The sequence below is a fragment of the Sphaerisporangium sp. NPDC005288 genome, from assembly GCF_040607475.1.
GTDB lineage: Bacteria > Actinomycetota > Actinomycetes > Streptosporangiales > Streptosporangiaceae > Sphaerisporangium > Sphaerisporangium rhizosphaerae.
In genome coordinates, this window is record NZ_JBEXGT010000029.1 from 48,428 (window position 1) to 70,011 (window position 21,584).

Below are 21,584 nucleotides of genomic sequence, written 5' to 3' on the forward strand. Positions count from 1 at the left end.
GACGGTGGGTGGGGGTTGCGGCCTGTGGCCCGGAGGCGATCTGACAAAACAGGGCGTTTGCGGTCATTCTTGACGGCATGAGCTCTTTGCACCCAGAGACCCGTGCCGTCCACCTGCCCAACCCGCCGCTGAACGGAAGCACGCCGATCGCGGTGCCGCTGTACCAGACGTCGGGGTTCGTGTTCGACGATCCGGCCGTCTTCGCCGACGGCATGGGACGTCCCGACGGCGCCTTCGTCTATGGGCGGCTGAGCAACCCGACCGTGCGCGCGCTGGAGGAGGCCGTCGCGGGCCTGGAGGGCGGCGTGGGCGCGGTGGCCGCGGGTTCGGGCATGGGGGCGATCAACACCGTGCTGTTCGGGCTGCTCCAGCCCGGTGACCATGTGATCGCGCAGACGGCCCTGTACGGCGGCACCGCCGCGTCGTTCGCCGACCTCCAGGAGCGGTTCGGGGTGTCGGTGACCTACGTGCCGCAGGACGACCCGGCGGCGGCGCGCGAGGCGATCCGGCCCGAGACCAAGCTGCTGTACCTGGAGACCATCGCCAACCCGATGACCCAGGTGGCCGACCTGCCCGGCATGTGCGCCGTCGCCGGCGAGGCCGGGGTGACCACGGTGGTGGACAACACCTTCGCCTCCCCGGTGCTGTGCCGGCCGCTGGAGCACGGCGCCGACGTCGTCGTCCACTCCATGACCAAGTACCTGAGCGGGCACAGCGACGTGCTGGGCGGCATCGCCGTCTTCGCCGACGACGCGGCGCATCGCAAGGTCTGGTCGTACGCGACGAAGCTCGGCGCGACCCTCGACCCGTTCGCCGCCTGGCTGACGCTGCGCGGCATGCAGACGCTGCCGTTGCGCATGGCCCGCCACTGCGACAACACCCGCTCGCTCGCGACCCGGCTGGCCGAGCACCCGGCGGTCGCGGCCGTCCACTGGCCCGGCCTGCCCTCGCACCCGTCGTACGAGCTGGCCGCCAAGCTGCTGCCCGACTTCGGCGGGGTGTTCTCCTTCGACCTGGTGGGCGGGCGCGCGGCGGGGGAGAGGTTCATGAGCTCGGTCCGGCTCGCTCTGCTCGCCCCCTCGCTCGGCGGCGTCGAGACGCTGATCCTGCACCCGGCCACGACCTCGCACCGCTCGCTGACCGCCCACGAGCTCCAGCGGGCGGAGATCGGCGAGGGCACCGTACGGGTCGCGGTCGGCATCGAGCATCCCGACGACCTGTGGGCCGACTTCGCCCAGGCCCTCGACGCCTAGACGGACGGTCACCGCGCCACCCGCCCGCTCTGCTCCGTTGGTGGGAACGAGGTAAAGCGGGCGGGGCCGGCTGGGTACGGGGTGCCGCACGGGCGGCGGCCTGGCCGGTCGGCGGGCCGCCGCGGGCGGTCAGCGGTAGCTGTGCTCGGGAGCCGGGAAGGCGCCGGAGACGACCTCGTCGGCGAACGCGCGGACCGCGTGGTCCATCTCGCCGGCCAGGTCGAAGTACTTCTTCACGAACTTCGCCGGACGCTGGGTGAGACCCATGAGGTCCTGCCAGACGAGCACCTGGGCGTCGCAGGACGGGCCCGCGCCGATGCCGATGGTGGGGATCGACAAGGCGGCGGTCACCCGCGCGGCCAGGTCGGCGGGCACGCATTCGAGCACGACGGAGAAGGCGCCCGCGTGCTCCAGCGCCTTGGCGTCGGCCATGAGCTGCTCGCCCGACTCGCCGCGTCCCTGCACACGGTAGCCGCCGAACGCGTTGACCGACTGCGGGGTCAGCCCGAGGTGGCCCATCACCGGGATGCCGGCCGAGACCAGCGTCTCGACCTGGGGGAGCACCCGGCGGCCGCCCTCCAGCTTGACCGCGTGGGCGCCGGCCTCCTTCAGGAACCGCGCCGCGGAGGCGAGGGCCTGCTCGGATGAGGACTGGTAGGAGCCGAAGGGCAGGTCGGCGACCACCATCGCCCGCGAGGACCCGCGGACGACCGCCGCCGTGAGCGGGATGAGGTCGTCGACGGAGACGGGAAGGGTCGAGTCGTACCCGTAGACGACCATGGCGGCCGAGTCGCCCACCAGCATGACCGGAATGCCGGCTTCGTCGAACACCCGAGCCGTCATCGCGTCGTAGGCGGTGACCATCGGCCACTTCTCGCCGCGTTCCTTGGCGGCGGAGATGTCGCGGACGGTGATCCTGCGTCCAGCTTGGCCGCCGTAGAGCGCGGTCGGCGAGCTGGCAATCTGGGACGTAGAGGACATCATGGATCCCTCCAGGCCTCGAGGCGCCCTTGTGGCGTCCCCGGACGGTCAGATCATCGCATGTCTGACCGTCAAGGCAACACCCGGGAGGCCCCCTCCTCATCCCGGCGTTCCCCTGTCGGAGTCCCCCATACCCCTGGGTCCGCGAGCCCGTGCCGGAGAGGTCGCGGGCGCGCCGGCGGGGATGCCGCCGCACGTCCGAGGAGGTTCTGTCGGTGCGCTCGGGTAGCGTCCCGCAGGCCCCTGGGAGAGCGTCCGGCGCCGCCCGGGAACGCCCGAGGTCCGTCATGCCCACGAATGGACGGCCGGGTGGACGGCCGGTGAATAACGAAACGAAACCGTTGCGTATCGAATCTAGAAGCGATACGGTAGCGTTGCGATACTCAACCGTATCGAAATTACAGACGTGTTAATTCCTGGGGGGATGAAGCAGTGGAACAACCGACAGGTCACCCACGCCGATGGCAGGTCCTCGGCGTCATGGTGTTCAGCCTGCTGGCGATCGTTCTGGACAACACGATCCTCAACGTCGCGCTGAAGGTCATCTCCGACCCCGAGGCGGGGCTCGGCGCGACGCAGAGCCAGCTCGAGTGGGCCATCAACTCCTACACGCTGGTCTTCGCCGGCCTGCTGTTCACCTTCGGCGTGCTGGGTGACCGGTTCGGGCGCAAGCGCATGCTGCAGGTCGGCATGGTGTTGTTCGGCCTGGCCTCGCTGGCCAGCGCCTACGCGCAGGACCCGACGCAGCTGATCTTCGCGCGGGCCGCCATGGGCCTTGGCGGCGCCGCCGTCATGCCGGCCACTCTGGCGATCATCGCCAACGTCTTCGCGCCGCAGGAGCGCGCCAAGGCGATCGGCATCTGGGCGGGCGGCGTCGGCCTGGCCATCGCCATCGGCCCGATCACCGGCGGCGTGCTGCTCGAGCACTTCTGGTGGGGCTCGGTCTTCCTGGTCAACGTGCCGGTCGTGCTCATCAGCTCGGTGCTGATCGCCCTGCTGGTGCCCGAGTCCAGGAACCCGGACAAGGCACAGCTCGACCCGGTCGGCGTGCTGCTGTCGATCATCGGCCTGGTCGGCGTCATCTACGGCATCATCAAGGGCGGCGAGCTCGGCACCGTCACCGACCCCGAGGTGTGGGCGCCCGGCCTGGCCGGCGTCGCGGTGCTCGCGGCCTTCGTCTGGCACGAGCGCAGGACCGCCCACCCGGCCTTCGACGTCCGCTACTTCGGCATCGCGAGGTTCTCCACCGCCGTCGCCAGCGTCGGCCTGGTGTTCTTCGCCATGATGGGCGTGATGTTCTTCCTGGCGTTCTACCTCCAGATCGTCAAGGGGTACAGCCCGCTGCAGGCGGGGGCGCTGATGCTGCCGTTCGCGGCGGCGCAGCTCATCTTCTCGCCGCTCAGCGCCCAGATGGTGCGCAGGTTCGGCGGCAAGGCCGTCGCCACGGTCAGCCTGGTCATCGTGGCCGGCGCGCTGGCGGGCTTCGCCTTCCTGGAGGTCGGCACCTCGGTCTGGGTCTTCATGGGGCTCGCCTTCGTCCAGGGCGCGGCGATGGCCAACATCAACCCGCCGGCCACCGAGGCCGTCATGTCGTCCCTTCCCCGGGAGAAGGCCGGCGTCGGCTCGGCGATGACCAACACCGTCCGCCAGGTGGGCGGAGCGCTCGGCGTCGCCGTCCTCGGCTCGCTGCTGTCGGCCAGCTACCGCGACAACATGGCGGGGGCGCTGTCGGGGCTGCCGGAGAACGTGCGGCACGCGGCCGGCGAGTCGATCACGGCCACCTTGGGCATCGCCCAGTCGCTCGGCCCCAAGGGCGCCGCGCTCATCGCCCCGGCCAAGCAGGCGTTCGTCGACGGCATGCACGTGACGGCGCTGTGCGGCGCGGTCGTCGCGCTCATCGGCGCGGCCGTCGTCGCCAAGTGGCTGCCAGGTAAGAACGCGACCGCCACCCCGGTCGCTCGACCGGAAAGCAAGGAACCGGCAGTAGTGTGATCTGACCATGGTGACTGAGCAGACGGGGACGGTCCGTACGCCCGGCCGTCCCCGCAGCGAGAAGGCCGAGAAGGCGATCATCGACGCGGCGATCGCCATGATCGCCGATGGCACCGGTGTCGCCGAGCTGTCCATCGAGGCGATCGCCGCGCGGGCGGGTGTCGGGAAGACCACCATCTACCGGCGGTGGTCCAACAAGGAGGAGCTCGTCGTCGACGCGCTCGCCAGCCTCAAGGCCCCGATACCCGAGCTGCCCGGCCTGTCGGTGCGCGACGACGTCATCCGCTACCTGGCGGCGATGCAGGCCGACAGCCACAGTCCGCGCACCCGCTGCATCATGAACATCGCGCTGGGCGAGTCCGACCGCTTCCCCCACCTGACCGAGCGGTTCCGGGAGATCGTGGTGCGTCCCCGGCGGGAGGCACTGCGGTCGGTCATCCAGCGGGGTGTCGAATCCGGTGAGCTGCGCCCGGACGTGGACGTCGAGATGGCGATCGCGGCGCTGTCCGGCGCCATGATGTTCTTCACCAAATGGCGTGACAACGACGACGAACTGCCTGCCGACCTCCCCGACCGCATCGCCGACCTCATCCTCAGCGGCCTGCGGCCCTGAGCGGTTCGTCCCGGTGAGTGTTCCCCGAGGGCTTTGAGGGCGGCCGGCGGCCGAGGGATCGTGGCCCGGCCGCCGCTCGGCGTAGGGCGGGCCTACGAGGCGGGAGTCTCCCGCCAGCGGTTGGTGATGGGCAGGCGGCGGTCACGGCCGAAGTTCTTCGGAGTGATCTTGGGGCCCGGGGGATACTGCCGGCGCTTGTACTCGGCCAGGTCGACCAGGCGGATGACCCTGGCCACCAGCTCGGCGTCGTGCCCGGCGGCGACCAGCTCGCCCTTGCCCATGTCGTGCTCGACGTAGTCGGCGAGCAGCCGGTCGAGCACGTCGTACGGCGGCAGGGAGTCGGTGTCCCGCTGGTCCGGACGCAGCTCGGCGCTCGGCTCCTTGGTGATGGAGTTCTCGGGGATGGGCGGCCGGTCGAAGCGGTGCAGCAGCTCGCTCTCGCGCCCGGCCTGCTCGTTGCGCCAGCGCGACAGCTGCCACACCGTCGTCTTCAGGACGTCCTTGATGGGGGCGAAGCCGCCCGCCGAGTCGCCGTAGAGAGTGGAGTAACCGGTGGCCAGCTCGCTCTTGTTGCCCGTGGTGAGCACCAGGTGGCCGTGCTCGTTGGACAGCCCCATCAGCAGCATGCCCCGCACGCGCGCCTGGAGGTTCTCGGCGGCCAGCCCGCTCAGCTCGACCTCCTTCTCGAAGGCGTCGACGATGCCCTCGATCGGGACCAGCCGCGAGTGCAGCCCCTGCCGGTCGACCAGGTCGCGCGCGTCGCTCACCGAGTGGTCGGAGGAGTGGCGGGAGGGCATCAGGACGACGTGGACCCGGTCGGGGCCGACGGCGTCGGCGGCGATCGTGGCGGTCAGCGCCGAGTCGATGCCGCCGGACAGGCCGAGGATGACCGACCGGAAGCCGTTCTTGGCGAAGTAGTCGCGCACGCCGAGGACCAGCGCCGAGTAGACCTCCTCCAGGTCGGGGAGACGCGGGGCGACCGTCGGAGGCTCGGGGTCGTAGGCGGGCAGCGGGTCGCCCGACAGCACCAGCCGCTCGACCGTGATCGTGGTGCCGTCGCCGGCGTCCACGGGGAACGAGCCGGGACTGACCCACGGGTCGGCGGTCGGCAGCTCGAGGTCGGTGACCAGGAGCTCCTCGCGGAACTGGCCCGCCCGGGCGACCAGCTCACCCTGCGCGTCCACCACGATCGAGTCGCCGTCGAAGATCAGCTCATCCTGGCCGCCGACCTGGTTGGCGTAGGCGAGGGCGCATCCGGCCTCCCGGGCGCGGTTGGCGCACAGCGCCAGGCGCACGTCGTCCTTCTCGCGCTCGTAGGGGGAGGCGTTCGGCACCACGAGCAGGCCCGCGCCCGCCTGGGCGACCGCGGCGACCGGGCCGCCGTCCTGCCACAGGTCTTCGCAGACGGCGATCGCCACGTCCACGCCGTGCAGCCGGAAGATCGGCAGCCGGTCGCCGCGGATGAAGTAGCGGTATTCATCGAAGACGCCGTAATTGGGCAGGTGGTGCTTGGCGGTCCTGGTGACGACCCGGCCGCGGTGGAGCAGCGCGGCGGCGTCCAGCGGCGCCCCCTTCGGCTGCCCGGCGCGGGGCGTGACCCCGGAACGGTCGACGTAGCCGACGACCACGGGCAGCTCGCCGAGGCCCTCGTCGGCCAGCCGGGTCGCCGCCGCCGAGAGCGTCGCGATCGAGGCGTCGACGAACGAGGTGCGCAGCACCAGGTCTTCGACGGGGTAACCCGTCAGGAACATCTCGGTGAACACGACCAGGTGTGCGCCGCGATCTGCGGCGCGCCGCGTCCACTCGACGAGTTCACCGGCGTTGGCGGACAGGTCGCCTACCGACGGGTTGGTCTGGGCGAGGGCTATTCGCAGTTGAGGCACGGTGTCCACCTTACGTGTGACGGCGTCGGCGAACAGGGGCCGGACCGCCGGCTGTGGACGAGCGCCCGGCCGTAACCCGCCTTCCCCGGCGGGGGCCGCCCATCCCTCCCTGCTCTAGGAGCCCACGCCCACCCCGACGGGGTGGCCGGCGGCGGCGCGCCGGCGGATGGCGGGGCCGATGGCGAGCTGGCCGAGAGCCGCGAGCAGCCCCAGTACGCCGACCGTGATCCACAACGTGGCCTGGCCGGCGCTCAGCAGGCGGGTGCCGATCAGCGGGGCCAGCAGCCCGCCGGCCGACCAGGCGAAGCCGAACAGCCCGCTGTAACGGCCACGCAGATGCGGCGGAGCCAGGAGCGCGACGACCGTGCCCGCCATGCCCGCCGTGACCACCTCGCCCAGCGTCCAGATCGCGACGCTCACCGCGTACCCGGCGGTGGTGGAGACGAACGCGGTGAGCGCGAACCCGAGCGCGCACACCGCCATGCCGAGCGCCAGCGTGCCGCTGGGGTCCCGCTTGGCCAGCCAGTGCCCCACCAGCGGCTGCACCACCACGATCAGCAGACCGTTCACCGCCATCGCGAACCCGTACGCGGAGGCGGGCAGCCCCGAGGAGGTGACCGCCAGGGGCAGCGTCGTGTACGCCTGGAGGTAGACGAAGGTGTACAGCAGCGTCAAGGCGACATAGGTGACCATCAGCCGGTCCTTCAGCACATCACCGAAGCCGCCCGCCTCGCGCGTCCTGTCGGGGCGCGTCTCCGGCACGGCACGCCACACCAGCACGCCGAAGACCACCGAGGTGACCGCGTCGATCCAGAACAGCCAGACGAACCCGGTCCTGACCAGCATGCCGCCCGCGACCATCGCCACCGCGAAGCCCAGGTTGATCGCCCAGAAGAGCAGCCCGAACGCGCGCGACCGGTCGTGCGCCGGGATCAGGTCGGCGACCAGGGCCTGCGAGGCCGGGCGGTAGGCGTCCACGACGACGCCGAGCACGCCCATCGCGGCGACGATCGCCGGCAGCGAGGTGCTGTACCCGAGGGCGATCATCGTGGCCGCCGTGGCGACCATGCCGCCCGCCAGGGTCGCGCGCCGGCCGAGATGGTCGGCCAGCCAGCCCGCGACGAGCTGCGACATCAACGAGCCGATGCCGAAGACCGCCAGCACCAGGCCGGCCGTCGCCAGGGGCAGCCCGCGCGCCTGGGTCAGGTAGATGCCGATGAAGGGCTCGACCATGGTGCCGAGCCGGTTGATGAAGGTGCCGCCGAGGAGCACCCAGAAGGCGCGCGGGAACCCCCCGATTCTGGACCGGAGGAAGGAAGGCCTGTCGGAGATAACGCTGGTCACGAGGTCCAGCCTTGGACATGGCCTTGCCGCCGTGCCAATCTTTTAGGCTGTGCTAAAACATCGGTGAAGGGCGGGGGCCCCGTGGCAGTGCAGTGGCGGTTCGAGGCCGACGACCTGGCGCGCCTGCGGTTCGCCTTCTCCCCGCTCTGGGAGGTCGTCGCGAGCCTGCGCGTGCTCAGCGCTCCCGCGCGCCACTCCGTCCACCTGCCGTGGTTGCGCGCCGTCAAGCCGCGGCTCGGCGAGCTCGACCTGTCCGAACTGCTCGCGCTGGCCCCGGCCCGCGGGTACATCGCCGACTTCCTGACCCCGCCGCCCGACACGCCGCTGCCCGACTTCGCCGCCGAGCTGGCCCGGGTGCGCGAGACGCCCGCCGAGAAGGCCGCGGAGGAGGCCGGCTGGGTGGCGACGCCCGACACCCGGGCCATCGCCCGGTTCCAGGCCGACCCGGCCGCCGGGGTCCGCCGTGTGGCCGACACCCTCGCCGCGTACTGGGAGCTCGCGCACGCCGAGCACTGGCCGCGTGTGCACGGGTTGCTGGAGGCCGACCTGATGTGGCGCACCCGCCGTCTGGCCGCGGGCGGGGCCAAGGAGCTGTTCGCCGACCTGCACCCCTCGGTCCGCTGGGAGGGCGACCGGCTCACCACCGCCACAGGAGGGGCCTGGTGCCACGCCGGTGACCTGGGAGGAGACGGGTTGTTGCTGGTGCCGAGCGCCTTCCGCTGGCCGGACATCGCAGTCATGGCCGAGCCCTACCAGCCGATGCTCGTCTACCCGGCGCGTGGCGTCGGCACGCTGTGGGAGGCCGGGCCGCCCCCGGCGCCCGGCGCGCTCGCCGCGCTCATCGGCAGGACCCGCGCCCAGTTGCTGCTCTCGCTGCGCGACCCCGCCTCCACCACGGCCATCGCCAGGCGGATGTCCATCACCCCCGGCGCGGTCTCGCAGCATCTGTCCGTCCTGAGCGCCAGCGGCCTGGTCGTCCGCAGACGACTCGGCCGTGAGGTCCTCTACCGGCGCACCCCCACCGGCGACGCCCTCGCCGGCGCCTCCTGACTTCGAGGCACCGGCGGTGGCACACCGGCCGGCGTCCCTCCTTTGACTCCAGCCGGATCCGGGACGCTTACTCCTTACTCCGGTCGGATCCGGGACGGCGGCGATGGTGACTCCGTCCGGATCGGTGGTCCGGGCGACGGCATGCGAGCCGCCCCCCTGGCCGTGGGATCCGGGATGGCGGCGATGGTGACTCCGTCCGGATCGGTGGTCCGGGCGACGGCGCGCGAGCCGCCCCCCTGGCCGTGGGATCCGGGATGGCGGCGATGGTGACTCCGTCCGGATCGGTGGTCCGGGCGACGGCGCGCGAACCGCCGCCTGACCGCCGCCGGACCGCCGCCTGACCGCCCCCTGACCGCCGCCTGACCGGCGATCCCGGCGACGGCGGGCGGGGCGCCGGCGTCAGCAGAAGAAGGGGCGGACGGAGGGCAGGGCGGCGAACGGGGCGCGGCCGGACGCGGGACGCGAGCCGCCCGGATAGGCGTCCAACGTGCCCCGCGCCGCGCCGTTCTCGTTCACCGGCCCCTCGGCCACGGCCCGTGAGGACTCACCGCCGCCCACCGGCATGCCCTCGGAGGCGATGCCGCCGGCCGATGCGAGACCGGACGCGGCCGGCCCGAGCGCCGCGCCGTCCGGGACGGCTCCGCCAGGACGCGTCCCGCCGGACGCGCCGGCGAGGGAGGAAGCGTCCGCGGACCCGGCCCCCCAGGATCGGCCCGCGGACGAGGCGCCCCCGCCGGCGCCGTTCGCACCCGCCGAGGGCGGAAGGTTCGCGTTCGTACCGCCCCCTGGCAGGACGTTCGCGGCCGTGCCGTCCCCGGAGCGCGGCCGGGCCTCCGGCCCGCCGCCGGCCGGCCCGGCGGCCCGGCCGCCCGCCCGGGACGCCCCCTCACCACCAGAAGACCCGGAACCACCAGAAGGCGCGGAGGCCCCGGAACCGCCGGAAGACCCGGAACCACCAGAAGGCCCGGAGGCCCCGGAACCGCCGGGACCGCCGGAAGACCCGGAAGTCCCGGACGCTCCGGAGGTGCCGGAACCGCCCGAACCGCCAGGGCGGGAAGGCGCGGACGCGCCGGGGGCTCCGTGGGCGCCGGAGGCCCCCTGCGTGCCGGACCGCCCTTGCGCACCCGAGGCGCCGGAGAGACCCGAGGGACCCGAGCCGGCCGAGGGAGCCCGGGAACCCGGCGGCCATCGAGAGCCCGCGGGCCCATGGGAGCCCGGCGCACCGGGGGCGCCATGTGCGGCCGACCACCTTGAGGCGCCGGCCGGTCCGTCGTCCACGCGGGAGGGGACGCCGCCGCCCGTGCGGGGCGGCCACCCGCCTATGCGCGGAGGTGCGTTGCCGGAGGTGCGCCGCGCGGACGCCCCCCACGCCGACGGGGCGGGAGATGCCGACCCCGGGGCGTACAGGCGGTCGGAGGTGCGCTGGAGGCTGCCGGGCAGCAGGCCGATGCCGCGCGCGACCAGCCGCTGCCCGTAGACGTCGGTGATGCGGACGGTGTACGGCCCGGACCCGGCCCCGTGGTCGGCCACCCAGTAGTTGTCCGGCGCGCGCGACAGGTCGCGCCAGCGCCCGTCCCGCGAGATCTGCAGCCGGCGCAGCGGGTTGCCGTGGTCGACGGCCTGGATGGCGAGCCAGCGGGCCGAGGACCCCTGCTTGAGGCGGAACGCCACCGGCCTCGGGACCGCGGGGTTGCGCACCCTGTGGTAGCCGACGGGCACGACGCCCCGGCCGGGGTCGGCGATGCGGGCGAAGGCGGGGCGGCTGAGGTCGAGCTCTCCCGTGGCGCACGACAGGCACTCGTCGACGACCTGCACGCGGACGGTGCCGCGCGGGCCGGTGACGTCGAGATACGCGCCGCAGGCGGCCGAGCCGGCGTACTCGACGGGGGAGACCGCGACGACCAGGGCGTCGCGCACCGCCCCCAGCAGGGAGCAGTCGCCGCCGAGCACCCGCGACAGGCCGCCCGGCCCGCCCGGCCCCGGGCCCGACGCGGCGCACGCGGCGTTGCGGCCGACCTGCGCGCCGAGCGCCACCAGCGCGAGCGCGGTGCCCAGGGACACCGCCCACGCCAGCCGGTGCCACGCCGCCGCCCGCGCCGGTCGCCGCCTGCGCCGACGGTCGCCCCGGGAGCGCGCGGACACGACCTCGTGGTCGCCGGGCGACCGTCCGGACGCGGCCTCGCCGGCGCCCGGCGAGCGTCTCGACGTGGCCCTGCGATCGCGCGGTGCCCGCCTAGGCGTGACGTCGCCGTCACCCGGCGAGCGTCCGGAAGTGACCTCGTCATCGCTCGGCGAGCGTCCTGACGTGATCTCGTCGTCGCCCGGCGAGCGGCGCGCGTCCGGCAGGTCGCGGGCTCCTGCCTGCGCCTGATCATGAGCGTGCGTCATCGGACGCCGTGGCCACCGTCGCGATGCCGTCGGCCTGGCGCGCCGCCGATCCGCCTCCATGTGTGCTCTCCTCGCCGGACGTCGGCATTGACGAATGCGGAACGACACCATGCTGTCACATTAAGCAACCGCAGGCTGCTCTTGTCCCATCTCCGGAGTGGGATGCCGATCGCAGGGCATTCGGTGACCGATGGGCGCGAAGGTCGTCGCGGGCCGATGGCGGGCGCGGACCGGCGCGAAAGGGTGAAGGTCACGGCTTCGACTCCTCACTACGGACCCGCGTAACGTGTGCGAAACACCAAGCGGGCAGACTGGTAGATGACCAGACATGTCTTCCGCCGACTCAGAACCTGGCTCAGCGTGACGACGATGGTGTCCGAACACCGTCCGGCAGAAGGGGATGCCTTGGACCGCCAGCAGGAATTCGTGCTCCGTACGCTCGAAGAACGCGACATCCGGTTCATCCGGCTGTGGTTCACCGACGTGCTCGGGTTCCTCAAATCCGTGGCGATCGCCCCGGCCGAACTCGAGGGCGCCTTCGCCGAGGGCATCGGCTTCGACGGGTCGGCGATCGAGGGGTTCGCCCGCGTGTACGAGTCCGACATGCTGGCCAAGCCCGACCCTTCGACGTTCCAGATCCTGCCGTGGCGCAGCGAGACGCCGGGCGCCGGCCGCATGTTCTGCGACATCCTCATGCCGGACGGCTCGCCGTCGCACGCCGACCCGCGCTGGGTGCTCAAGCGCACGCTCGCGAAGGCCGCCGATATGGGCTTCACCTTCTACACCCACCCCGAGGTGGAGTTCTTCCTGCTCAAGGGACGGCCGGAGGAAGGCGACAGGCCCGTGCCGATCGACTCGGGCGGCTACTTCGACCACACCCCGCACAGCTCGGGCCACGACTTCCGGCGCAACGCGATCATGATGCTGGAGGCGATGGGCATCTCGGTGGAGTTCAGCCACCACGAGGGCGCCCCGGGCCAGCAGGAGATCGACCTGCGGTACGCCGACGCGCTCACGACGGCCGACAACATCATGACCTTCCGGCTGGTCATGAAGGAGGTCGCCCTGGAGCAGGGCATCTGGGCGTCGTTCATGCCCAAGCCCTTCACCGACTTCCCCGGCTCGGGCATGCACACCCACATGTCGCTGTTCGAGGGCGACCGCAACGCCTTCTACGAGCCGGGCGCCGACTACCAGCTCTCCAAGATCGGCCGGTCGTTCATCGGTGGCCTGCTGCGGCACGCGGCCGAGATCACCGCGGTCTGCAACCAGTGGGTGAACTCCTACAAGCGGCTGTGGGGCGGCGCCGAGGCGATCGCCGGGCTCGGGGGCGAGGCGCCCAGCTACATCAGCTGGGGACACAACAACCGGTCCGCGCTCGTCCGCGTCCCCATGTACAAGCCGCACAAGGGCAACTCGACCCGCGTCGAGTTCCGCTCGCTGGACTCGGCGTGCAACCCCTATCTGGCGTACGCGGTGATCCTCGCCGCCGGCCTGAAGGGCATCGAGGGAGGCTACGAGATGCCGCCCGGCGCCGAGGACGACGTGTGGGCGCTCACCAGCGCCGAGCGGCGCGCCCTCGGCATCGAGCCGCTGCCGCAGAGCCTGGACGAGGCGATCACCACCATGGAGCGCAGCGAACTGGTCGCCGAGACCCTGGGCGAGCACGTCTTCGACTACTTCCTGCGCAACAAGCGCGCCGAATGGCACGAGTACCGCCGCCAGGTCACCGAGTTCGAACTGGGCCGCTACCTGCCCGTGCTGTGATCGCGCCCGGGCGGCGTGCGCGCCGACGGGCGAGAGGTGGCAGAGGGACGCGACGGCGGGTCGTCGGCCTTCTGCCACATCCACCTCGTGGTGACCTGAACCGCTGATGGACATCGGCGAGTACGTCGAGTTCTTCGATCCGGACGTGGTAGGCGCATGGCTGCGCTGGGACGCGGTCACCGCGTCGAACCGCCCGGTCACGCAGATCTGCACGCGGTCCAGGAGTACCTCGCGGGGCTGTACACCATGTGGTACGTGACTCCGGACGGCTCCGACGGCGACTGGCGAGGTGAGCGGGACCGGCCACTGCGGGTGGGCGAAGCCCACACCACGTCGAGCACCTGGCCGGAAGGGCGTGCTGACCGCATCGCGCGCCTGAGGGACGCCTTCCAGCGTGAGGGCCGTCCGGTTCACCTCGTGCTGCCCGGATACTCGCTGGGGAACGGCCGGGTTCTGCTGCTCGACGGCACCCACCGCGCGGTCGCGGCCCATCTGTCCGGCCTGGACGTACGGCTGATGGTGTTCTCCATCGAGGGCCCGATGGACGCGGCCGTGCTTCCTGATCTCGCCCGCTATTCGGCCTCTGCGGCGGCTTCCGCCTGCGGAGCGGACGCGTAAGGGGGGAGGGCGGCGGCGCGGCGGGCGAGATAGTCGAGGAGCAGATTCTCCACCGCCTCCCGCTTCTCGGACACCCGCAGCCGCAGCAGCGAGTCCAGCAGAACCGCGCAGAACAGCAGGGCGCCGACCGGCCCCGCCACGACGGCCGTCCAGTGGAAGCCGAAGGCGACCATGAGGTTCGCCGACGCGAGCAGCACGGGCGCGAGGATGGCGGCCAGGACGTTGATCTCCAGCTCGCCCGCGAGCGCGCAGATGGCGACCATCACCCCCAGAACGCCCGTCGCGCCCGCCAATGTCCGCAGGGTGTCCTCGTGACGTAACTGGTTGACGAGCACGGTGCCCTCGGTGAGGACCACCAGGACCGGCGCGAGGACGCTGGCCAGTTGAAGGCTGATGTAGAAGGACATCCGGCCGCGCGCCAGTTCCGCGCCTCCCAGCAGAGGAGTGAGTGGATCCACCGTTCGCACCCCCGGGACCGTCTGTCGCGACGCATCAAGAGGTATCGACCGCGGTGATCTCCGTCAAGGGAGCCGATGGCGGTGGGCGGACCGGCTCTCATGCGTCATGCCGCCGTTACGCACCGCTAACGGCTCCGTCATCGTCGGCTGATGCAATGACGATCAAGCGGTACGGATAATATCTGGCGGTATCTACCGGAATTTACGGTCTATCGCTCCTGTTAGGAGCAGCATGGGGGGTGCTACCGCATGACAACGACGTCCGCAGGTGTGCAGACCGCGCTTACCGTACCGGCCCGGTTCCGTGGCCCTGAGGGGATGGCGAACGGCGGCTGGGTGGCCGGGACGCTGGCCGGAACCCTCGCCGATCGGCTCGACTGCGCGCACGCGCTCGAGGTCACCCTGCACCGGCCCGTCCCGCTGGACACCGAGCTCGCCGTGAGCCACATGGCCAACTCCGCGTCGCTGTCCCTCGACGGGCAGGTGCTCGTGGAGGCGATCCCCGTCGCGCTCGACGTGACCCCGCCGCCCTTCGTGCCCTTCACCGACGCCGCGCGCGCCGAGGCGGGCTTCCCCGGCCTGACCGGCGGCCATCCCGCGCCCGGATGCTTCGTGTGCGGCCTGCGCGACCCGGGCGACGGGCTGCGGATCTTCCCCGGCCCCGTCGAGGGCACCGACCTGGTCGCGGCCGGGTGGCGGGTGCCGGTGACCGTGACCGACGACGGCGTCGTCCCGGACGCCCTGGTGTGGGCCGCGCTCGACTGCCCCACCGGGTGGGCGAACGCCGGGGAGGGCGGCCCGGGCCTGCTGGGACGCATCACGGCGCAGGTCTTCCGGCGCGTGTACCCGAACGGCACCTACTCCGTCGTGGCCCGCTCCACCGGGCGCGAAGGGCGCAAGCTCTTCGGCGAGAGCGCGGTGTACGAAGTGGACGGCACCCTCGTCGCCGCCGCCAAGGCCACCTGGATCATCCCCGCCTGAACGCCCCAGCCCGGCATCCCTGTGTGAGGGCCGGTCCCGTCGGCGCGTGCGGACGCCGGGTCAGAGCGCGAGGCCGGCGCGGATCAGGCTGATCGTCCAGATCGTCAGGAGGGCCAGCACGCCTGTGCCCAGCAGGGCCGAGGCGCCGAAGATCGACCAGCGCAGGAGCCGGTGGGTCAGCGGCACCCGGTCCTCCGCGCCCCGGCTCGGCGCCCACGGCCCGCGCAGGTCGGCCGTCGTCAGCTCCGGATCGCCGTCCCCTTCAGAACCGTCCCCTTCAGAGCCGTCCCCGCCTGCGTCCGTGCCTTCGTCCCCGCCGGGCCGCGGCCTGCCGGGCCGGGTGCCTTCGTTCCCGCCGGGCCGGGTGCCCGCCTCCGGTTCCGCCTCTGGCTCTGTCACGGCGCCCGGTCCGGTGGAAGCGTCCCGCGCCGTTGCCCGCGCCGGGGCCGTGGCGAGGCGGATTCTCCCGTGGAGCCTGAGCTTGGCGCCGTTGGCGATGCTCGCGGAGGAGGCGTGGTCGTGGCCGTCCGGGTCGGAGCCGTTCACGGGCAGGCCGACCAGCCAGGCGAGCAGGCCGGCGACGGCGGTGTCGTCGGCCGGAAGCCCGGAGGCCAGGTAGCGCACCTCGGCGGCCGTCCTGGCCAGGTCGCGCACCATGTTGCCCAGGCCGACCCCGTCGAACCACTCCGGCAGCCGGTCGGCGTCCTGGCCCACGGCCGTCGTGCGGAGCAGGTCGGCCTTGGTGACGACGACGGCGACGCGTTTCTGCCGGCCCCCGTCGGCCCGTGCGGCCAGCTCGTTCCTGACCCGCTGGAAGGTGTCGGAGGGGTCCTCGGGGGACAGCACGACGCCGGCGCGCTGGAGGGACTGCCGCTCGCCCTCCGACAGGCCGAGCTGCACCAGCGGCAGGGCGAACGGGTCCACCACGAGCAGCATCGCCTCGCCGTGGGCCAGGTAGCTCATCGCCTCCACCTGGGTGGCGCCGGTGAACCCCTCCCCGGAGGGGTCGAACAGGTACAGAATGCGGTTGCCGCTGCGGGCCCGCGAGCCGGGCAGCGTGACGTCCACCATGGTCGCCGACGGGGCCCGCGTCGTGGTCTTGGAGACTCTGCCGAGCCGCAGCTCCTGGCGCAGCCGTGAGAAGGCGATCTCATCGCCCTCCACCACGAACCCGGCCCGGCCCTGCGCGTCCTTCACCACCCGGTTCAGCGCGTTCAGCGCCAGCACCATGAAGGTCGTCTTGCCCGCGTCGGGCCCGCCGATGAAGGGCAGCGGCTCGATGCGGGCCCTGCCGATGCGGGGCGGCAGCGCGCGACCGCACTCGGGACAGTACGCCGGCAGCCGGAAACGGCCGAGGACGATGGCCGTGGGCAGGCGTGTGCCGCACCGGCACACGTGCCGGAACACCCCGTCGAGGTTGGGAGCCAGGTGGCGGTGCCGCCGCCCGCAGGTGGGGCAGGCGTACTCGGGCAGGCTGATGCGCGCGTAGCACTGCGGGTGCGGGCAGGTCTGCAGGATGCGCCGCGCCCGCATGAACACCGTCTCCACGCACAGCAGCAACAGCAGACAGCTCAGCCATAACAGCAGCCCCGCCGCCGCGACCAGCGCGTACGCGGCGGTGAGCGCGGCGGCGACGGCGGCCAGCGGGACCACCGCCGCGGCGACGCCCGCGACCAGGGCCAGCCAGATGGGCAGGACGAAGAATCCCTGGACGTTGGTCATCAGCCGCCGTGTGACCGTGCCGAGCGCCCGCCTGGCCGCCTGCGCCATCGCGGGGACGGCCGCGCGCTGCGTCCGCCACCAGTCCAGTGCCATCTGGCCGAACAGGTAGTGGCGGTAGACGGGGTCCCGGTCGGTCTCGGCGGCGCCCGGACGGCCCTCCGCGTCCGCCGCGCCGGCGACGACGGGGGAGGCGCCGCGTGCCGTGACCGGGAGCAGCACCCGCCCGGCACGCAGGAAGTAGTGCCCGACACCGGCCGCGGTCGCGGCGGCCAGGGTCAGCGTGGCGACGACCGGGAACCCGTACAGGAACCCGAAGTACATGCACGCGCCCCACAGCACGACCGCGACGCCGAAGACGAACGGCATCAGCCCACCCCCTTGGAGGGGCTCATGTGGAGGGGCATCGAGGGACTCATGTGGGGGGTCATCGGGGGTCTCGCTGCCAGGGGAGGGTGCGCCGGCCCTTCGCCATCTCCTTGAGTCCGGCCGCCAGCTCCGGGTCGTGCTTGAAGCGCGAGTCGGCGGACCCGAACGGCGACCAGCCGGTGAGCTGCGATCTCGCCCACGCGTCCAGCTCGGGCGCCGTGGCGCCGGCCAGGTGCAGGCGGACCGCGACCTCCAGCAGGGCGGCCTGCTCGTCGCGGCTCCTGCGCTCCTCCAGCCAGGCGTGGGCCAGCCCGGTCCTCGCCTCCTCGGGCAGTCGCCGCATGACCTCGGCGCGGAAGCGCGGCTCCCGATCGGCCGTGGTCCGGGCGGCGCAGGCCAGCGCCTCCCGCAGCAGCTCGTCGTCGCACTCCGGCCGCAGATCCTCCAGCCGCCGCAGCGTCGCCGCCGCGCCCGCGGGGTCGGCGGCCTCCCGGAGGCCGGCGACCAGGAGCACCACCTCGGCGTCCGCGGCGGGATATCCGGGCACGGTGTCCCGCACCAGCCCGGCCAGCCCCACCAGGGCGGGGTCCTCGACGCCCTCGGCGAGGAAGGTGCGGGCCGGCAGGTCGCTGAGGTGCGGCGAACGGCCCATGGCGGCGCCGAGCCGTCGGACCAGGGCCTCGCACTCGGCCCGGCCGGGCGCCTGCTCCCACACCGCGAACACCGCGGCGTCCAGCGCCCCGGCCGGCATGTCATCGCCGTTCGCGCCCACCCCAGGAGAATGCGCCGCCTCCACCGATCCGTGCGAAGGGGCGGTGCTGGAAAAGGCCGAAGCATAGGGGTGAAGGGCGTGGGAGGCGTCCCCGGCCCCGGGAAGAGGGGAGCCGCAGGCGTCTTCGGCGCCGTGAGGGGGCGAACCGGACGCGGGCCCGGGATCGTGCAGGGCGCCGGGCCCGGGATCGTGTAGGGCGCCGGGCCCGAGGTCGTGTGGGGCGCCGGGAACGGGGTCGGGTGGGGCGGTGGGAACGGGGCCGGGGCCGGACGCGGCGGTCGCGGTCTCGTGGAGGGTGATCAGCTGGACGGTGGCCTCGACGCGGGGGAGGCGGTCGCGCCGGACCCGGGACAGGATCACCGCCGTCCCGGTGAGCGGCGCGGACGACAGGTCGCGCGAGGCCAGCAGGTCGCACACCTCGTCGCTCAGCATCCGCCCGCGCACCGCCGGCGCCGACTCCTCAAGCCCCCGGACCACTCCCGCGAGCACGGCCTCGCGCATGCCCGGCGGCACCCGTTCGAGCAGGAGGCCGAGGTCGCCCCTGCCCGCACGGACGACGGCGTGGGCCGCGAGCGCGAGGCCGGCGGGGTCGATGGGCGCGCCGACCGCTTCTGCGGTGGCCGCGATCTGGACGAGCTCGGAGGCGTCCCGGACATCGGCCAGCGCCCGCGCGGCCTCCGCGCGCAGCGTCTCGCGCGTCCGCGGCCACGCCGGAGGGGCGGGGGACGGCAGCGTGGGGTCGCGCAGGGCCAGAACGGCGCAGCGCGCGGCGCACAGCTCGGCGGTCTCTGCGGGCGCCACGGCACGGGCGGCGTCGGCCAGTTCGTACTCCATCCGGTCGCACACGCGCCCGAGGTCGGACCACAGCCAGTCGGGCAGGCCGGGCGAGAGCGTGCGCGCGATGGCCGCCTGCTCCTCGGCGGTCACGCTGTCGTCGCCCCTGCACAGCGCGAGCAGCGCCGCGCTGGTCTCCGGTTCGAACCCCTCGCCGTCCAGGCCGCCGGCGGACCGCAGCTCGCCGATCGCGTCGATGCCGGCCAGGTCCAGGCGCCGCCAGCATTCGGCGACCGTACGGGCGAAGCGGCCGAGCGGGAGGCCCGCCGCGGCCGGGGGCTCGGAAAGCCGCACCACGGCGGCGTCGATGTCGGAGGGCAGCCAGACGTCGGGGGTGGTCCCGACGATGACCTGCGGCGCCGCGCCCGGGTCGGCGCTGTAGGTGCAGAACGGCAGCCGTGCGGCCACCTGCCAGGGCAGCGAGTAGGAGATGACGCCGATCCAGCGCACGATCTCCTCGACGTCCGCGCAGACCAGCACCAGCCGTCCGTGGCCCTGGGAGAGCGCCTTGACGACGGCTTCCAGCAGGGCGCCGAGCCGCGTGTAGGCGGCCTCGCCGCCGGAGGCGAGCCAGGAGGCCAGCGACTCGGGGTCGACGTGGTCGCCGGGCGGCAGGTCGGTGAGCGCGGGGAGCGCCGTCCCGGAGGAGGCGGGCACGTCCGACCACAGGGGGGCCTGCCAGAACTCCACCGGGCGCAGGCCCGTCAGCTCCTCGGGGTCGGCGACGACGGCGTGGCCGAGGTAGTTGCCGTACCGGCCCGAATAGTCCTGGCCGAGGTAGACGCAGCGGGTGAGGACGTACCGAGACCCGGCCGGGCCGTAGGCGAGGGCCACGGGCAGCCCGGCGACCTCGGCCGGAGTGGGGGCGAGCGGCGCGCCCGGCGGCGGCCTGTAGGACAGGTAAGGGGCCACCTTGCCCGCGAGGCCGTGGGGCAGCCCCGGCGACTCGGCGACGAACTGGAACCCCGCCCGCCCGGCGGGCCCCGCCTCAGCGGAGGTGTAATGCAACTGCCACGCCATCGGCCCCGCCCCCCTCCAGGTCGGCGAAGGGGCGCCGGGTCGCCCGCCGTACGGCGGCGCCGTCCCCCTCCTCGCCGTCGCGGCGCCGTCGTGTGCGCGCGCATGGCGGAGGGCACGGCCACCGCCCCGGCGCGGCAGGACCCGAGCGAGCCGGCACCGCCGGCGCGGAACAATCGGCTCCCCCGTGCCACGCCCCGGACGGTGGCGCCGGTGGAAGGAGAGCGCCGAGCGCGGTCCGGCGGGGGCACGGCGGCCTCGGGGTCATCGGGGGGCTTGGGTGGGCGGGTCGATGGGGTGGTGCGGCGGTCGGTGGCGCTGGTGGGCGGGGTTCGGCCCGGGTGGTTCGGCGGTACGACTGGGTGGGGGTCATCGGCGGACTCCGGTGAGCATGCCGAAGCGGTGGAGGAGCCATAGCAGGGGGTCCTCGACGCGGTAGGGGCGGATGCCCCCGGGGCCGACGCTGTCGGCGCCGGGGACGCCGCCGAGAGCGGACAGGCCGAACAGCGCGAAGTCGATGAAGTGCTGACGCAGGTAGCGGTCGACCATGCCGGCCTGCCACTCGTCCAGCAGCGCCCTGATCTGCTCGTGGACGGCCTCGCGGTCGTCCAGGTCGAGGGTGCCGGACGGGGTGCGGGCCCGGTGCAGGGCCGACTGGGTGTCCATGCCCTCCTGCAACGCGTCGATCTTGCTGAGCGCCACCGCCACCGGCACCTTCAGCCGCCCCGACCCCGCCCGGTCGCGCAGCAGTTCGGTGACCCGGCTGATGACGTTGATCGGGTCGCTGTCGGGGTCGCCCGCGTTGACGCCGCTCCTGGCCGCGGCGATGCCGCTGAGCGACGCCTTGGCCCCGGGCAGCTCCAGCGGGTCCACCAGGAAGACGATGGCGTCGGCGGCGTTGAGATAGCGGAGATGGGTCTCGGTGGACTCGCGGCTGCGCAGGTCCTCACCGGCGGTGTCGAACAGGACGAGCGTCAGCGACATGGTCTTGGAGCGCAGGCGGCCGGGGACGGTGCGGGTGAGCAGGTACACCAGCGGGTCGCGGGGCTCGGTGGCGGCCGGCCGGGTGGTGGCCAGCAGCCGCTGCTCGCCGTAGAGCGGCCGGGCGAAGTCCTGCTTGTAGCGGGCGATGGTGCGGTCGTCGCAGGCGACCAGCGAGGAGTCCAGCTCGGCCCCGACCCGGTTGGTCAGCTCGTGCAGCAGCACGGCGATGTAGGTGCTCTTGCCCGACCCCTTGGCCCCGACCAGCGCGACGATCTTGCCGGGGTTCGCGCAGTACTCGGCGGGCAGCCGGTTGTGGCATTCGGGGCACACCCGCCACCCGGTGGAGCGCGTGCACCTGGGGCAGTCGGCCCGCCGTCCCGGCCTGCGCACGGAGAACACCGGCGGCAGGGACGCGGCGGCGGGCGAGCCGAGGTAGTCGGCGAGGGTCTCGTCCAGCACGGCGTCGCATCCGCCGCCGCGCCCGGACCTGCCCGCGCAGCGGAAGGCGATGCGGTTGCGATCGAGCCGCGCGAAGCAGAACGGGCAGGTGATCACCACGGC

The 21,584-nt window shown here is 73.2% G+C and carries 15 protein-coding genes; 7 read left to right on the forward strand and 8 right to left on the reverse strand.

Annotation, left to right across the window (positions count from 1 at the left end; translation table 11 throughout):
* Positions 1-77: 77 nt before the first annotated feature.
* A complete protein-coding gene (locus ABZU32_RS25585) occupies positions 78-1,253 on the forward strand; it encodes an aminotransferase class I/II-fold pyridoxal phosphate-dependent enzyme (protein ID WP_354925859.1) in 1,176 nt (391 codons plus the stop codon).
* Positions 1,254-1,382: 129 nt separating this feature from the next.
* Here the strand turns inward: ABZU32_RS25585 and panB are convergent, their stop codons facing one another.
* Positions 1,383-2,234, reverse strand: a complete 852-nt coding sequence (panB, locus tag ABZU32_RS25590; RefSeq protein WP_354843651.1) for a 3-methyl-2-oxobutanoate hydroxymethyltransferase — start codon at positions 2,232-2,234, stop codon at positions 1,383-1,385.
* A gap of 432 nt (positions 2,235-2,666) precedes the next feature.
* Between panB and ABZU32_RS25595 the strand changes: the two genes are divergently transcribed.
* Positions 2,667-4,226 carry an MFS transporter gene (locus tag ABZU32_RS25595; protein ID WP_354925862.1) on the forward strand — a complete coding sequence of 520 codons (1,560 nt, stop codon included), beginning with the start codon at positions 2,667-2,669 and terminating at the stop codon, positions 4,224-4,226.
* A gap of 7 nt (positions 4,227-4,233) precedes the next feature.
* Positions 4,234-4,839, forward strand: coding sequence for a TetR/AcrR family transcriptional regulator (locus tag ABZU32_RS25600; protein ID WP_354843644.1), 606 nt, complete (start codon positions 4,234-4,236; stop codon positions 4,837-4,839).
* Between the two features lie 92 nt (positions 4,840-4,931).
* On the opposite strand, the gene ABZU32_RS25605 is transcribed toward ABZU32_RS25600, so the two are convergent.
* Together ABZU32_RS25605 and ABZU32_RS25610 are read right to left on the reverse strand one after the other, a co-directional pair.
* Positions 4,932-6,722 (reverse strand): NAD+ synthase, encoded by a 1,791-nt coding sequence (locus ABZU32_RS25605; protein ID WP_354843641.1) that lies wholly within the window; start codon positions 6,720-6,722, stop codon positions 4,932-4,934.
* A 114-nt stretch (positions 6,723-6,836) separates the two neighbouring features.
* The gene (locus tag ABZU32_RS25610; RefSeq protein ID WP_354925865.1) at positions 6,837-8,066 is read right to left on the reverse strand and encodes an MFS transporter; all 1,230 of its coding nucleotides are present in this window, start codon (positions 8,064-8,066) and stop codon (positions 6,837-6,839) included.
* A gap of 81 nt (positions 8,067-8,147) precedes the next feature.
* Here ABZU32_RS25610 and ABZU32_RS25615 point away from each other — a divergent pair, with 81 nt between their 5' ends.
* Positions 8,148-9,116, forward strand: a complete 969-nt coding sequence (locus ABZU32_RS25615) for a DUF5937 family protein (protein WP_354925868.1) — start codon at positions 8,148-8,150, stop codon at positions 9,114-9,116.
* A gap of 399 nt (positions 9,117-9,515) precedes the next feature.
* Here the strand turns inward: ABZU32_RS25615 and ABZU32_RS25620 are convergent, their stop codons facing one another.
* Complete coding sequence (locus ABZU32_RS25620) at positions 9,516-11,504, reverse strand: expansin EXLX1 family cellulose-binding protein (protein WP_354925870.1); 1,989 nt, start codon at positions 11,502-11,504, stop codon at positions 9,516-9,518.
* Positions 11,505-11,909: 405 nt separating this feature from the next.
* Here ABZU32_RS25620 and ABZU32_RS25625 point away from each other — a divergent pair, with 405 nt between their 5' ends.
* Entirely contained in the window at positions 11,910-13,271 is a 1,362-nt protein-coding gene (locus ABZU32_RS25625) for a glutamine synthetase family protein (RefSeq protein WP_354925873.1), read from the forward strand.
* 156 nt (positions 13,272-13,427) lie between these two features.
* Entirely contained in the window at positions 13,428-13,889 is a 462-nt protein-coding gene (locus ABZU32_RS25630) for a hypothetical protein (protein WP_354925876.1), read from the forward strand.
* Here ABZU32_RS25630 and ABZU32_RS25635 read toward each other — a convergent pair.
* Positions 13,844-14,347: a hypothetical protein gene (locus tag ABZU32_RS25635; protein WP_354925879.1), complete on the reverse strand. Its 504-nt coding sequence runs from the start codon at positions 14,345-14,347 to the stop codon at positions 13,844-13,846. The genes ABZU32_RS25630 and ABZU32_RS25635 overlap by 46 nt on opposite strands.
* A gap of 249 nt (positions 14,348-14,596) precedes the next feature.
* Between ABZU32_RS25635 and ABZU32_RS25640 the strand changes: the two genes are divergently transcribed.
* A complete protein-coding gene (locus ABZU32_RS25640) occupies positions 14,597-15,328 on the forward strand; it encodes a hypothetical protein (RefSeq protein ID WP_354843621.1) in 732 nt (243 codons plus the stop codon).
* A 60-nt stretch (positions 15,329-15,388) separates the two neighbouring features.
* Here ABZU32_RS25640 and ABZU32_RS25645 read toward each other — a convergent pair whose 3' ends face one another.
* From ABZU32_RS25645 to ABZU32_RS25655, 3 genes are all read right to left on the reverse strand, one after another.
* Positions 15,389-17,416 (reverse strand): hypothetical protein, encoded by a 2,028-nt coding sequence (locus tag ABZU32_RS25645; protein WP_354925882.1) that lies wholly within the window; start codon positions 17,414-17,416, stop codon positions 15,389-15,391.
* A gap of 58 nt (positions 17,417-17,474) precedes the next feature.
* Entirely contained in the window at positions 17,475-20,042 is a 2,568-nt protein-coding gene (locus tag ABZU32_RS25650) for a hypothetical protein (protein ID WP_354925884.1), read from the reverse strand.
* A 366-nt stretch (positions 20,043-20,408) separates the two neighbouring features.
* Complete coding sequence (locus tag ABZU32_RS25655; protein WP_354843613.1) at positions 20,409-21,581, reverse strand: hypothetical protein; 1,173 nt, start codon at positions 21,579-21,581, stop codon at positions 20,409-20,411.
* Positions 21,582-21,584: the final 3 nt, after the last annotated feature.